14 protein-coding genes, 1 tRNA gene and 1 pseudogene are annotated in these 12757 nt (G+C 68.1%); 8 read left to right on the top strand and 8 right to left on the bottom strand.

All coding sequences use genetic code 11. The annotated features are described in order from the left end of the window. Positions 1 to 19 precede the first annotated feature (19 nt). Positions 20 to 982, top strand: coding sequence for an S-methyl-5-thioribose-1-phosphate isomerase (mtnA, locus tag AB0C12_RS10410; RefSeq protein ID WP_360546265.1), 963 nt, complete (start codon positions 20 to 22; stop codon positions 980 to 982). Here the strand turns inward: mtnA and AB0C12_RS10405 are convergent. Together AB0C12_RS10405 and AB0C12_RS10400 are read right to left on the bottom strand one after the other, a co-directional pair. Beyond that, on the bottom strand, positions 979 to 1551 hold the full coding sequence (locus AB0C12_RS10405; RefSeq protein ID WP_360546263.1) for a DinB family protein: 573 nt from the start codon (positions 1549 to 1551) through the stop codon (positions 979 to 981). The two genes, mtnA and AB0C12_RS10405, sit on opposite strands and share 4 nt — an antisense overlap. Before the next feature lie 40 nt (positions 1552 to 1591). Continuing rightward, positions 1592 to 2599 carry a prephenate dehydrogenase/arogenate dehydrogenase family protein gene (locus AB0C12_RS10400; RefSeq protein ID WP_360546261.1) on the bottom strand — a complete coding sequence of 336 codons (1008 nt, stop codon included), beginning with the start codon at positions 2597 to 2599 and terminating at the stop codon, positions 1592 to 1594. Between the two features lie 102 nt (positions 2600 to 2701). Here AB0C12_RS10400 and AB0C12_RS10395 point away from each other — a divergent pair, with 102 nt between their 5' ends. Then, on the top strand, positions 2702 to 3841 hold the full coding sequence (locus AB0C12_RS10395; protein ID WP_360546259.1) for a hypothetical protein: 1140 nt from the start codon (positions 2702 to 2704) through the stop codon (positions 3839 to 3841). 74 nt (positions 3842 to 3915) lie between these two features. On the opposite strand, the gene AB0C12_RS10390 is transcribed toward AB0C12_RS10395, so the two are convergent. Then, complete coding sequence (locus AB0C12_RS10390; protein ID WP_360546257.1) at positions 3916 to 4668, bottom strand: peptidoglycan DD-metalloendopeptidase family protein; 753 nt, start codon at positions 4666 to 4668, stop codon at positions 3916 to 3918. Positions 4669 to 4762: 94 nt separating this feature from the next. Between AB0C12_RS10390 and AB0C12_RS10385 the strand changes: the two genes are divergently transcribed. The 4 genes from AB0C12_RS10385 to tadA all read left to right on the top strand — a co-directional run bounded on the left by AB0C12_RS10385 (position 4763) and on the right by tadA (position 6532). After that, positions 4763 to 5149, top strand: coding sequence for a hypothetical protein (locus tag AB0C12_RS10385; RefSeq protein WP_360546255.1), 387 nt, complete (start codon positions 4763 to 4765; stop codon positions 5147 to 5149). Between the two features lie 67 nt (positions 5150 to 5216). Further along, positions 5217 to 5420, top strand: a complete 204-nt coding sequence (locus AB0C12_RS10380) for a hypothetical protein (protein WP_212987928.1) — start codon at positions 5217 to 5219, stop codon at positions 5418 to 5420. Positions 5421 to 5549: 129 nt separating this feature from the next. Beyond that, entirely contained in the window at positions 5550 to 6071 is a 522-nt protein-coding gene (locus AB0C12_RS10375) for a tRNA adenosine deaminase-associated protein (RefSeq protein ID WP_360546253.1), read from the top strand. Beyond that, complete coding sequence (gene tadA, locus AB0C12_RS10370) at positions 6071 to 6532, top strand: tRNA adenosine(34) deaminase TadA (RefSeq protein ID WP_360546251.1); 462 nt, start codon at positions 6071 to 6073, stop codon at positions 6530 to 6532. The genes AB0C12_RS10375 and tadA overlap by 1 nt, the downstream gene beginning before the upstream one ends. A gap of 7 nt (positions 6533 to 6539) precedes the next feature. Here tadA and deoD read toward each other — a convergent pair whose 3' ends face one another. Beyond that, entirely contained in the window at positions 6540 to 7247 is a 708-nt protein-coding gene (gene deoD / locus AB0C12_RS10365; protein WP_360546249.1) for a purine-nucleoside phosphorylase, read from the bottom strand. Between the two features lie 108 nt (positions 7248 to 7355). On the opposite strand from deoD, the gene AB0C12_RS10360 reads away from it, so the two are divergent. Together AB0C12_RS10360 and AB0C12_RS10355 are read left to right on the top strand one after the other, a co-directional pair. Then, a tRNA-Ser gene (locus AB0C12_RS10360) sits at positions 7356 to 7445 on the top strand. A gap of 482 nt (positions 7446 to 7927) precedes the next feature. Then, entirely contained in the window at positions 7928 to 9205 is a 1278-nt protein-coding gene (locus tag AB0C12_RS10355) for a hypothetical protein (protein WP_360546248.1), read from the top strand. Positions 9206 to 9323: 118 nt separating this feature from the next. Here AB0C12_RS10355 and AB0C12_RS10350 read toward each other — a convergent pair. From AB0C12_RS10350 to AB0C12_RS10335, 4 genes and pseudogenes are all read right to left on the bottom strand, one after another. Continuing rightward, positions 9324 to 9650 (bottom strand): annotated as a pseudogene (locus AB0C12_RS10350) (tyrosine-type recombinase/integrase); the annotation flags it as partial. 29 nt (positions 9651 to 9679) lie between these two features. Next, positions 9680 to 10531, bottom strand: coding sequence for a hypothetical protein (locus tag AB0C12_RS10345; RefSeq protein WP_360546246.1), 852 nt, complete (start codon positions 10529 to 10531; stop codon positions 9680 to 9682). Between the two features lie 594 nt (positions 10532 to 11125). Beyond that, positions 11126 to 11635, bottom strand: coding sequence for a SigE family RNA polymerase sigma factor (locus AB0C12_RS10340; RefSeq protein WP_360546243.1), 510 nt, complete (start codon positions 11633 to 11635; stop codon positions 11126 to 11128). Beyond that, positions 11635 to 12648: a hypothetical protein gene (locus AB0C12_RS10335; RefSeq protein WP_360546241.1), complete on the bottom strand. Its 1014-nt coding sequence runs from the start codon at positions 12646 to 12648 to the stop codon at positions 11635 to 11637. The genes AB0C12_RS10340 and AB0C12_RS10335 overlap by 1 nt, the downstream gene beginning before the upstream one ends. Between the last annotated feature and the right edge of the window lie 109 nt (positions 12649 to 12757).

Genomic DNA, 12757 nt, shown 5'->3' with positions numbered 1-12757 from the left:
GGTTGGTTAGGCTCCGCCCATGCGGACGATCGACTGGGTGGACGACGCCATCGAGATCATCGACCAGACGGCGCTGCCGGGTGAGGTGCGCGTGTTGCGGCTCACCACGGTCGCCGAGCTGGTCGCGGCGATCCGGTCGCTGGCGGTGCGCGGGGCGCCGGCGCTGGGGGTGGCCGGGGCTTTCGGGGTGGCCCTGGCAGCCAGGCAGTTCGCCGGGGACGAGCGGGCGCGGGCTGACGCCGTACAGCTGGTGGAGCGGGCCCGGCCGACTGCCGTGAACCTCGCCCGCGGGGCCCGGCGGGCAGCGGCGCTGCTCGGCGCCGGGCCGCAGGCCGTGCTGGCCGAGGCGTGCGTGGTGCGCGACGAGGAGATCGCCGCCTCGGCCGCGATGGCCGCGCTCGGCGCCGACCTGATGGTCGAGCTGTGCGGGGCGCGGCCGCGGCTGCTGACCCACTGCAACACCGGTGGGCTCGCGGCGGTGACCGGCGGCACCGCCCTGGGGGTCGTGACCGAACTGCATCGCCGGGGCGCGCTGGCCGGGGTCATCGCCAGCGAGACCCGGCCGCTGTTGCAGGGGGCCCGGCTGACCGCGTGGGAGCTGCGGGAGGCCGGCATCGACTTCCGCGTCGCGGTGGACTCGGCCGGGCCGTTCCTGCTGGCCCGCGGCGAGGCCGACGCGGTGATCCTGGGCGCGGACCGGATCTGCGCGAACGGTGACGTGATCAACAAGGTCGGCAGCTACGCGCACGCGCTCGGTGCCCGGCGGGCCGGCCTGCCGTTCGTCGTGGTCGCACCGGAGTCGACTGTGGACCTGGACACCCCGGACGGTGCCGCGGTGGAGATCGAGGACCGGGGCGCGGCCGAGGTCACCGACTATGCGGCCGCGGTCAACCCGGCCTTCGACGTGACCCCGTACGACCTGGTGACCGCGATCGTGACGGACCGCCGGGTGATCCGCCTCGACCGCGGCGAGCGGCCCTAGGAAGCGGGCTGCCAGGGCTTCATCCAGGGCGACTCCGGCCAGCCCTCGGCGGCGGCCATGATCGGGTACGCGGTCCCGCCGTCCACGGACTCCCGGATGATGTCGGCGTGCCCCGCGTGCCGGGCCGTCTCCTGGATGAGGTGCAGCAGCACCCAGCGCAACGACCAGTTGTCCAGGTCTTTGGGGTTCCAGGGCACGGAGTGGTCGACCGGCACGGCCCGGTCGAGGTCGCCGATCTCCGCCACGGTCTTCTCCGTGCGGGCGGCGATCCGGTCGTACCGGGCGAAGACCTCGTCGATCGTCTCGCCGTCGCTGAGCGCGAAGTTCTCCTCGTACGCGGAGTAGTCCAGCTCGCGCGGCTCCCGCCGGACGACGTCGATCCAGCCCTCCTCGGTGGACGCGCAGTGCTTGATCAGGCCGCCGACGGTGAGCGGGCTGGCCGTGGGCGTGGCGCGCAACTGCTCGGGGCTGAGGCCGTACGCGGTCAGCCTGACGACGTACCGCATCTGGGCGAGGTACGCGAGCAGACCCTCCTGCTCGTTGGCGATGGCACCGACCTGACCAGGCATGACCTGTCTCCTGTCCTGTTGTCCGGCTTACCGCCTCAGCCTAGGAACTATTGCGGTCACTTCCTGGCCGCATTGTCGAGACCTGGTCATCGCGTACCGCGGTCACCCAGCCTCCGGCCCGGCCCAGCGCGAGCAGCGCGCCCGGCTCGGCGGTCAGCTCGGCCGGCTCGCCGGGTGCCGCAGGCCAGGCCCGGCGCAGTTCGCTCGGCACCCGCAGCCGTTCGGTGAGGGCCGCGATCGGATCCGGCGCGACCAGCTCCCGGCCGTAGCTCCGCAGTTCGGCGAGGATCCCGCCCAGCACCTCCCGGACGGCCGGGGCGTTGCCGCCGCACATGGCCGCGATGAGCTCCGGCCGGGTGCCGGCCACCCGGGTGCCGTCCCGGAACGAGCCGGCGGCCAGCGTGCCCGCCAGCGGATTGCCGGTCAGCACCGTGCTCAGCGCGGCGGCCAGCAGATGCGGCACGTGGCTGATCTCGGCGACCACCCGGTCGTGCTCGGCGGCGGTGACGGGAACGACGCGGGCGCCCAGCGTCGTGACGAGGCCGGCCAGCGTCAGCCAGTCGGCCAGGTCGGTGCCGTCCTCCTCCAGGCACAGCACCCAGGCGCAACCGTCGAACAGGTGAGGTTCGGAGGCGAGGAAGCCGGACGATTCTTTGCCGGCCATCGGATGTCCGCCGACGAACCGGCGGCCGTGCAGCAGGTCGCGCACGGGACCCTTGACCGAGGTGACGTCGGTGATCAGGCCGGGGTGGCCGGTCAGCTCGGCCAGCACGCCGGGCAGCGCCGGGAGCGGCACGGCCAGTACGACGAGCTCGGCGCCCGCGACGGCCTCCGGGATGCTCTCGGCCACCTGCCAGTCGCCCTTGATGACGATGGTCCGGGTGCCCGGATCGGCGGAGGGTGGCAGCTCGGCCGCTCTGGCCAGCCCGCGCGCGGCCTCCCGGGTCTGTTCGCCGGCGTCGTAGCCGACCACGTGGTGCCCGTGGGCGGCCAGGGCCCGCAGGAGCGAGCCGCCGATGAGACCGAGGCCGATGACTGCGACGTTCACGCGGCAGACTCTCGCACACGATCGGCATCAGCCGTACGGACCTGTCGGTTTTGGTCCGTTTCGCCACTGGTCGAGGATGATCATCGCCTTTACGGTGATCATGTGACGTACAGGGACAAAGTCGCCGTTATCGGCGTGATGGCTGCGGCGATCGCCATGCTCGCCGCGCCGGCGCAGGCGGCACCGTCGGAATCATCGGACGCCGTGCCGAGCTTCAACGGGACCGTGCTGGCTGTCGCGTACTCCGGCAGCACCGTCTACGTCGGCGGCGACTTCACCGCCGCCGTCGTCAAGGGCAAGGTGGTTGCGCGCAGCCGGCTCGCCGCGATCAACGCGGTCACCGGTGAGCTGCTGCCCTGGGCGCCGGTCGCGGACGGCCGGGTCAAGGCGATCGCCACCAGCGGCTCGGCCGTGTACGTCGGCGGGGACTTCGGCACGGTCGGGGGCCGGCGACGCGACAGCCTGGCCCGGCTCGACGGGCGCAGTGGCGCGGTCGCCGGCACCTTCAAGCACACCATCGAGGGCCGCCCGTACGCGCTGGCCGCCACCGGAGGCCGGCTCTACCTCGGTGGCTCGATCACCAAGGTCAACGGGCAGAGCCGCACCCGGCTGGCCGCCTTCAACCTGACCACCGGGGCTCTGGACACCAAGTGGAAGCCGACCGCGGACGACCAGGTCGAGTCGCTGGCGACCGGCGGTGGCCGGGTCTACGCCGGTGGCAAGTTCCACAAAGTCAACGGCACCAGCGGGTACGACCGGCTGGTGGCCCTGGACCCGTCCTCGGCCGCGATCGTCACCGGCTTCAAGCCCCGGCCCCCGGTGATCACCTACGCCGTGGCGGTCACCTCGACCGGCGTCTACACCGCGCACGGCGGCCAGGGCGGCGCGGCCAGCAGCTACAGCACCACCGGGGTCAAGCGGTGGACGGCCACCTTCGACGGCAACGCGCAGGCGATCGGCGTGCTCGGCGACACCGTCTACGTCGGGGGGCACTTCGACCGGGCGTGCCGGACCGCGCGTACCGGAAGTCAGGGCACCTGCCTGGACGGCTCGGACGACCGGATCAAGCTCGCGGCCCTTGCCACCACCGACGGCCACCTGCGCGACTGGACCGCCGACGCGAACGGCGTCGAAGGCGTGCTGGCCATGGCCGTCAACCCCGGCCTCGGCGCGCTGGCCGTGGGCGGCGCCTTCACCACGATCGGCGGGCGCTCACAGAAACGCTTCGCGCAGTTCGGCTGAGCCGACTCCGGAAAGCTTTATCCGCACGGCGGGGCCGCATCTCTTGGGCGAGGGATGCGGCCCTGTGCTGTGCGTCAGGCCTTGCAGTTGTGCGACTTCTTCCACTTCGCGACCGTGGCGACCGGGCTCTTGTTGCCCTTCGCCCGCCAGGACTTGAGGAACGTCGCCGGCCACACCACACCGCGGCGGACCTTCCAGTCGCCGGTCTTGGCGCACGGCGGCGAGATGCCGTAGTGCAGGTGGCACACGTTGTTGGCGTTGCCGGTGTGGCCGACCTTGCCGAGCTGCTGGCCGGTCTTGACCCGGACACCGGCCTTGATCCCGGTCTGGATCTTGCTGAGGTGCGAGCCGTAGTAGCGCACGCCGTCGTCGCCCAGGATCGAAACCGACAGACCGCCGTTGAGGGGGCCGTCCGGCGCACCCTTCACGTACTGGTCCTTGCGGCTGACCTCGAGCACCACGCCGCTGGTGGTCGCCACCACGGTCTCACCGCAGTCGGCGAAGATGTCCGTCGCCGGATACTTCGAGTGCGTCGGGTGGAAGGCCACGTTGGACGCCTTGACCGGGAAGGCGTACTTCAGCCCGGCCGGCGCCGTCGCGGGCGCCTTGCTGGGCGTCTTCTTCGGGGTCGCCGAGGACGTCACCGTGCCCGCCGGCGCCTTTTCCGGGGTGCCGGCCGGGTCCGGCGTCGGAACCGCCGGCGCCGTCTGCGACGGCTCCAGGAACTGCGGCGCGCTGGTGGTCGTGGGCGCGTCGCCCGGCGAGCCGCAGGCCGCGAGCGAGAACGCCGCGACGGTCAGGACCGAGAGGGTACGCAGGGAAAGCACCGGGCCATCCTGGCAGACGCCAACAGTTCCCGCTGACCCAGCGGGGGTGGATAGGCTGGCCGGGGATCGTCCGACCCCGCCGGATGGAGGCGACATGGCCGAACAACACGGGGCCTGGCCCGCGGCGGCACAGCCACCCGCCGGCTGGCTGCCCGACCGTCCGTCCGCCCCGATCGGCCTGCCCCCGCGGCCCGTCTACCGCGAGCCGCACCCGATCGCCGTCGCCCCGCTGCTCTCCGGCGTGGGCGCGACGCTGGTCTGGTTCGCCCTCTTCGGCAGCCTCGGCCGTGACCTGGCCGGCTATGCGTGGTGGACCCTCACCGCCGCCGTCTCGGCCTGGGCGGTCGCCATCGTGCTGGCGGTGCTGGGCGACCGCGGCGTGGCCACCGGCGTGGGCCTCGCGGCGGGCATCGGCCTGTCGATCGCCGGAGGTTTCGTGACAGCCCGGTGGATCTCCACGAACGACTGGCCGCTGTGGTGATTGTCCAGCTCTGCACCCCCTTGTCATCGACGAACCGTGCCCCTGTGGTGGCGCAGCGCACTCGGCCTTGACGAACGTCGCGCGGCTGGGCACGCTCGGCCTCATGGCCCACGTACCGCAACGGCTCGACCCCGATCGTCGCCGTCGCCGACTGGAGCTTCTGGCCGCACTGGCCGATGCCAAGTCCGCCCGCGAGCACAGCCAGCCGCAACGCCTGCGCGGCGCCCGGCTCCGCGAACTGATCGCGAATCGCCGCCGCCACGCCAACTGAGCCCACCCGCGGCGGAAAACCCATGCAAGTTCGTTACATAGCTACTCCCTTCGGGGCGTGGCGCGGCATCAGCGGCGCACCACCGGCTACCGTCAGGCGCTGAGGACCGCAGGTTTCGTGGGGGGATTCGTGTCGACTTTCGCTGCCGCCGTCGCCCGGGGCAAGAACGGCTGGACGGCCACCGAGCTCCAGCTCACCGGCGTCGCCGACCTCGACGAGGTGGTGGACCGGCTGCGTGACGCCGAGCCGGACGCCGAGTTGTCGCTGTTGTTCGCCGAGGCCGACGACCAGTATCTGGTGATCCTGCGCCTGGACGAGGGCGAGGACGTCCGGGTGTTCTGCTCCGACTCGGCGTTCGCCGACGAGTCGCGGCTCGGGGCTCTGCTGCTCGCCGACGTCGAGACGCCGGCGCTGGAGCTCGACGACCTGGCCGCGCCGCGCGCCGATGACGACGACGAGGACGACCGGCCGGCCGCCGACCCCGACGCCGACCCGGTGGGCGACGTCGAGCTGCTCGCCGACCTGGGGGTCAGCTCGCACCGGCTGCTGACGCTGTGCGGGCTCGAAGGCATGCTCCCGGCCGACGTGACCGCGGAGATCTGCCAGCAGCTCGGCTGCGGCGACGAGCTGGAAGAGCTGCGCGAGGTCTGATGCTCCGGCCCCGGCACGAGACCTGGATGCGACGGGCACTGTCCGTGGCGTCCGCCTCGGCGGAGGACGTGCCGGTGGGCGCGGTCGTCTACGACCCGGACGGCGTCGAGCTGGCCGCGGCCGGCAACGAACGCGAGCTGACCGGCGACCCGACCGCGCACGCGGAGATCATCGCGTTGCGGCGGGCCGCCGTGCTGACCGGCAGCTGGCGGCTGACCGGCTGCACCCTCGTGGTGACCCTGGAGCCGTGCACGATGTGCGCCGGGGCGCTGGTGCTGGCCCGGGTGTCCCGGCTCGTCTTCGGCGCCTGGGAGCCGAAGACGGGCGCGGTGGGCTCGCTCTGGGACGTGGTCCGGGACCGCAGGCTGACCCACCGGCCCGAGGTCTACGCGGGCATCCTGGAGGACGAATGCGCCACGCTGCTCCGGGACTTCTTCCGCGGCCAGGGAGACGCCCGCTAGGTGGTCCTCAGGCGATGGCGGTGTCCAGGCCGATCTGCACCATGTCGGAGAAGCCCTGCTCACGCTGGGCGGAATCCATCTTGTCGCCGCGCTTGATGTGGTCGCTGACGGTCAGGATGGTCAGCGCCTTGGCGCCGTACCGGGCCGCGATCGTGTAGATGGCGGCCGACTCCATCTCGACGGCGAGCACGCCGTAGTCGGCCAGGGTGTCGTACAGGTCCGGCCGGTCGGTGTAGAAGGCGTCCGCGGCCAGGATCGGGCCGACCCGCAGCGCGACGCCGCGCCGGTCGGCGACGTCGGCCGCGGTACGCAGCAGCGAGAAGTCCGCGACCGGCGCGTAGTCGACCAGCCCGTCGAAGCGCACCCGGTTCATGTTCGAGTCGGTGGCGGACCCGATCGCGGCGATGACATCACCGAGGTTCAGGTCCATGGCCAGCGCCCCGCACGACCCGATCCGGATCAGCGACCGGGCGCCGTACTCGTTGATCAGCTCGTGGGTGTAGATCGAGGCCGACGGCATGCCCATGCCGGACCCCTGGACGGAGACCCGTACGCCCTGCCAGGTGCCGGTGAAGCCCAGCATGCCCCGCACCTGCGTGTAACAGACGGGATCGGTCAGGAACGTCTCGGCGATCCACTTCGCCCGCATGGGGTCACCCGGTAGGAGGACCCGCTCGGCGATGTCGCCCGGCTGCGCGCCGATGTGCACACTCATGGTCGAGATCCTGCCAGGCGGGTGGGGCCGAGGTGCCACGACCTCGCGCTTTGCCCGGGTGGGTAACCCGGCGGCGGACGCCCCGAGCCATCCGGTAATCTACTGCGCGGTGGTGTGTCCGAGCGGCCTAAGGAGCACGCCTCGAAAGCGTGTGAGGGTGCAAGCCCTCCAAGGGTTCAAATCCCTTCACCACCGCCAGCAAGCAGGGCAGACGCCCGGTGACTCCCAGCGAGTCACCGGGCGTCTCTCTGTCTGGTCTCAGTCTTGGTCTCATCAGGGTTGCGCGGCCCTGAGCCGCAACCCCAGCGCCCGACACCCCTTACGTTGAACATCCGAGGAGGCGAGACGGGGGACGACGAGTCGAGTTGTTAGCTCTGCCGTTGAGCGCCGTCCTTCATCAACCAGCAGGCTTAATGCCTTTGGTGACCCGGCCGCTCCAAAGTAGTCTCGCGTTCGTGAAAGCTGCACCCGTCTCGCGTACATCCGTTCACCTATCACTACCCCCGTGGTTTTGGGGTGGCAAAGCTGAGCCATTTTTTACCCGCGCAGAAATTCGAGCGCGGCAGGTGGCTGACGGATATGCCATACAAACTGAGGAATCATACCGGCGTTCACGGCCCAGTCTGGTTGAGATAGATGACCTAGCAGGGCCAGCGCGTAGGCAGCCGAACTTCGAAGCTGTGGTCTCTGCGGAGAGAAAAGGCGGCGTCAAGTCTCCCGGCTCTGATCCGACAATTATTGCCCACGTCAACAGCCTCGGTGAGCGGGCCCAAAATACCGAAGACATCATAGATCTTCTTTACTATTGGAAGCTGCTCGCCACGGTGGAGTCTCCGAGTGGACTGCCGACCACACTCGGAAAGATCTATCAAGACCTTCTGGCCACTCCTCTTGAAAGGGAACTGTCCATACGTCCCCTTCAAAATTGCAGCGTCCATCTCGTTCGACGGACTGCCGCCCTCCTGCACCGCGCGAAGCTTACCAGCGTGCTTTTGCGTCTCCAATACGATCCGCAGCTGCGTCAAGGTGACGCCAAGCACCTGCAGGAATTGCTCGACGCGGGCGAGAGCGTTTTCGCGAGTGGCTCGGGACTTCTTAAAGGCCTGTATGGATTTGATGTGTATCTCGGACCGCTGATGGGTTCGTTGACTCCCGGAGTATGGGGCTTCGCGGCTGTTAGATCTTTCGGGGCAATCCTCTTCAGTCTTGGCCGGCCATTGGCGGGCACGCGCCCTAGGGCAGCTGAAATGCTCCACCTGCTGCCGTCGGCGGGAGCCGCCGTCTCGACCTGGAAGAACCCAGAGCTTGAGGCGGCTTCCTGTTCCGAAGCTGCGACATGGTGGGTCAATCGGCTCAATGACCTATTCAGTGCAATTACCGATCCCGTATTATTCGCCGAGCCGACCGGTGCATACGATCCAGCTAGGCATCATCAGGCACTCATGACGGTGGAGCAACTGTTCAATAGAGTTAATTCTATCATCACTTCTCATCGTGACAAGAATGCTCAGTTGGTTCTTCTTTTTACGGTTCTAGACACTCTTGAACGGCTCCTAGGGAAATCTATCAATGACCTATGTGACTTGAGCTTCGCCGAGAAGACACTCGAATCCCTGCGTTCGTCACTTCCAGCTGGGGCGGCGGCGGTCTTGCTCCCATCGGCAGAACGTGGCATAACTGCACTGAAGCAGATGCGCGATGGGTTTTTCCTGGCATCGACAGTGCAGGGCATAACACCTGAGCGGGCGACAGCACAGTACATAAAGATTCTGCGTAATGCCACTCATGGTCATGGCACTAACCGTCTCACTGCTGTACAAGAAAACAATGCACTTCTAGCCGGTCACGATGGCGAGGTCCCACCGGACCTTTCATTGCTGGGATTCATGTACCTACTTTCGTTGCTCAACAAGCCCAACGATCTGCGCAGATACCTAAGTCGGGGTAAGGTGTCATGACCTCTCGGGGTGGACTAGTGCGCAAGGCTGTACCTGCACTGACGCCAAGACGTGCCCGGTGTCATTGGGTGCGTCACCGGGCACCTCTCAGGCTTATGTCAGTTACCCTGCGCCAGGATCAGACCGCTCCGTCGTCCGACTCGTCGGAGCCGTCGGTGGGCGGCTGCCAGAGCAGCCCACCGACCTTCGCAGCTACGTCACGGCGTACCTGGGCGGTGAGGTGTTGGTATCGCTTCGTCATGCCGGAATCGGACCAGCCCATGATGCCCATGACGGCCCGCTCGGCCACTTCTAGGATCAGAAGGACCGTGGCGGCTGTGTGCCTCGCGTCGTGTAGCCGGCCATCCCGCAAGCCAGCCTTCTTGAGCAGCCGCTTCCACTCCGTGTAATCAGTGCGCGGGTTCAGCGCTCCGCCGGTCGGCGTCGTGAACACCCAGTCCCCCTCGGCCGTACTGAAGTGCAGCGCACGTGCTGCTATGTGGCTCCGTTTTGCGATGAGCTATCTTGGCTCGCCTCTAAGGTGGGGTTTTGGCCGCCGAGAATAGCAGTAACCATTGAGCCAATGATTGAATCTCGGTTATTTTCAGAAGAAAGCATCAAGAGGCGCTCACCTGCAAGGAATTTAGAGAATTCCAAAGGCTGGAGGAAGTATGATTTTAGGTGGTTTGCGGCGGACTCCTGGGCTCGTATGAACGTGCGCCCGATATAAGCCGCCAGGGCCGCCCCCGCTCCACCCAGCGCTGCCGTAGCAACTGCTGCTGTGCCCGTGCGTGCTGAAGATGCATAAACCGCAGCGATGAGCACAGCGCCGAAGCCGGCCACCATGGCAGCTTGAGCATTCCGGAAGCTGACACGGGCTTGAGCGGTTGCGATGCCGTGGTAAAAATCCAGCCTCTTCTGAGTTACTGACCATAGTTGTGGGAGGGAGATCGCATTTTGGCTTGCAAGTTTCCCCTCTGCGCGCTCTAGCGCTCTTGACGCCATACCAACTTTGAATGAGTCAAGGTGCGTGGAGCGCTGCCAATAGAAAAGCCCCACAGCAAATACCGCGCCTATGAAGACGCCGAGAAAGGTCACGGGGTCCTTGTCCCCGAAGCTTCCGCTAAAAAACACCTCGGCGAAGCTTGTGCGCTGACCCTGGGCCTCTCGTATTTTTACTTCCCAGAAGTTGGTGACAAAGGCAATTAAGGCGCCAATCACCAACATTCCTGCTATCGTCCACTTGAGCGCTGTCGACCGCCGCCAAAGAGCACTCTCCTCAAGTCTAAGTGCTGGCGTCATGCTTAAAACACCGAAGGACACCTCTGAAAGATCGTCGTCTGACATCGGTTCCTCCCGAGTAATTCGGAAGGAGCCCCTTAGACGCTTGTTGGGAATCGACTTTTCCCTTGACGGGGACAATCGCTTGTTCACGTCTACATAGTAGTAAATCGCACGGCCTGCCGGGCGGCTCGTCTCAGCTGTAGTGGCGTTGTGGGTATCCGGCCATGGTGTTCGGTGCTTTGTGAGCGGCTCGCTCCGTCCTCGCTGACTTGATGGCTTGGAGAAATCGGGGAGAGGGCTACGCTTCACATCGCCCCGGGCTGGAACGACGCTAGGCCAAGAGCGACCGAAGCGGTGGGCTGGGCGTTCACGACACGATGCACGTCAGCGCCAATGCCTCTACCTCGTTCGAGATGGAGAGTCCATGGTCTCAGATCTGGTCTCGTTCGTCAGCGTTCGCGCATGGTCGCTGACTACCGGCAGAGGCGCCTAGCCCAGGTCACGCACGGTGCCGACCTGCCGCGGACCGTTGATCACAGACCTCGAAAGCGTGTGAGGGTGCAAGCCCTCCAAGGGTTCAAATCCCTTCACCACCGCCAGCAAGCAGGGCAGACGCCCGGTGACTCCGCGAGTCACCGGGCATCTCTCTTTTCCGGGCTAGGCGCGCACTCTCTCGAATTCCTCGGCCAGCGGCCCGTCGGCCCGGCGCAGGGCGGCTATCGCCCGGCTCGCCCGGCTCTTCACCGTGCCGGTGGAGCAGCCCAGCATCGTCGCGATCTCCAGTTCGCTCAGGCCGGCCCAGTACCGCAGCACCAGCACCACCCGCTGCTGGGCCGGCAACGCCCGCAGCGCTCCCAGCACCAGCCTGGCGGTGTCCTGCGGCTCGTACGGGTCGCCGCCCGTCCCCTCCGGCAGCACGGCGGTGGGTACCTCCCGATGCCACAGGCGCCGGCCCGCCCGCCACGCCGCCCGCACCATCACCCGGCGGGTGTACGCGTCCGGGTCGCCGTCGGGGTGCAGCCGGGACCACGCCCGCAGGGTCTTCACCAGCGCCTCCTGCACCAGGTCCTCCCCGTGCCCGTGGTCGCCGGTCAGCAGCGTTCCGTGCCGGACCAGGGCGGCGTACCGGGCGTGCACGAAGTCGGCGAAGCCGTCCGGTGCGTTCATCAGCGGCCTCCGAGCAGCTGCTCGACGCGGCCCAGGAAGCCGGCCGGCAGGTGCACCCGGCCGCCCAGCGACGACGTGGCGAACGCGCAGGTGTCGCCGGCGCTGATCGCTACTTCGGCCGAGGCCAGATGGCCGATCGGGTCGGTGAACGTCAGCGCGGCCATGTCCGTGCCGGCCAGCTTCCAGGTGCCGGTCACCTTCGTCGCTCCCGGACACGGCAGCTCCCCTGGCCGTACCGGTTGATCCAGGGCCGCCAGCAGGGCCCGGACCTGCTCGATCACCGCGGGGTCCGCCGAGGTGAGCTGCTTCTCGGCACTCACGCTGAGCTGCACGGCCGGCGAGGTTTCGGGCAGCGTCAGTCGCGCCGGGGGGACCGGGTTTGCGGTGATGCCGCGCAGCAGCGCCTCGACCTGCGGCCGTTGCCCGCGGATGGAGATACTCGCCGCCGCCCACGGTGCGTTCACGCTGGCTGACGGAGCCGCCCGCACGTTGGCCAGTTCGTTGCCGCTGAGCCAGAGCGGCTGCCCGCCCGGCAGGACCACTTCGTTGATCAGGGCCAGTTCCGCGACCGATGCCGGGGTGCCGTAAGGACGCCAGGGACCGACGAAGGCGTGGCGGGTGGGGCCGCAGGGCGCGTCCGTCATCGCGACATTCACCAGGAACACGTTCGCCGGGACCTCGCAGTAGGTGAGCCGTTTGTCCTGGATCACCGGCCAGCCGGGCGGGATCGGCACGGCCAGCCCGCCGGTACGGACATAGCCGCCGCTCACCGTGGCCTCGAAATGCTCGCTGGACGGGCGTGACGCCGGTGTCTTGCCGGACGTGCCGCGGTTCGCGGCCACGATCCCGCCGACAGCGAACACCGCCACTGCCACCGCGGCGGCCGTCCCGGCCACGGCCAGCCGCCGGCGCCGGGCCCGCCCCCGGCGCAGCACCTCCGGTACGGGGTCAGGACTGCGCGGCCCCACTCCGGCAACCGCCTCGTCGAGCAGTGCGCGGATTCGTTCCGTCATCGTTGTTCCCGTCTGTTCCACGGTTTCCGGTCCGCAGTGACAAAGACATCGAAGAGGCCGGGAGGTTCCCTGGGAACAGGTCGGACAGGGCTGCGCGTGATCCGTACAG

The organism is Actinoplanes sp. NPDC048967 (assembly GCF_040649415.1).
Lineage (GTDB): Bacteria > Actinomycetota > Actinomycetes > Mycobacteriales > Micromonosporaceae > Actinoplanes.
This window is presented reverse-complemented; position numbering and strand designations above follow the sequence as displayed.

What these genes read in the sequence shown, in the direction of transcription:
- mtnA (WP_360546265.1), top strand. Translation starts at nt 20, where the DNA reads ATGCGGACGATCGACTGGGTGGACGACGCCATCGAGATCATCGACCAG.
- AB0C12_RS10385 (WP_360546255.1), top strand. Translation starts at nt 4,763, where the DNA reads ATGGCCGAACAACACGGGGCCTGGCCCGCGGCGGCACAGCCACCCGCC.
- deoD (WP_360546249.1), bottom strand. Translation starts at nt 7,247, where the DNA reads ATGAGTGTGCACATCGGCGCGCAGCCGGGCGACATCGCCGAGCGGGTC.
- AB0C12_RS10405 (WP_360546263.1), bottom strand. Translation starts at nt 1,551, where the DNA reads ATGCCTGGTCAGGTCGGTGCCATCGCCAACGAGCAGGAGGGTCTGCTC.
- tadA (WP_360546251.1), top strand. Translation starts at nt 6,071, where the DNA reads ATGCTCCGGCCCCGGCACGAGACCTGGATGCGACGGGCACTGTCCGTG.
- AB0C12_RS10345 (WP_360546246.1), bottom strand. Translation starts at nt 10,531, where the DNA reads ATGTCAGACGACGATCTTTCAGAGGTGTCCTTCGGTGTTTTAAGCATG.
- AB0C12_RS10340 (WP_360546243.1), bottom strand. Translation starts at nt 11,635, where the DNA reads ATGAACGCACCGGACGGCTTCGCCGACTTCGTGCACGCCCGGTACGCC.
- AB0C12_RS10335 (WP_360546241.1), bottom strand. Translation starts at nt 12,648, where the DNA reads ATGACGGAACGAATCCGCGCACTGCTCGACGAGGCGGTTGCCGGAGTG.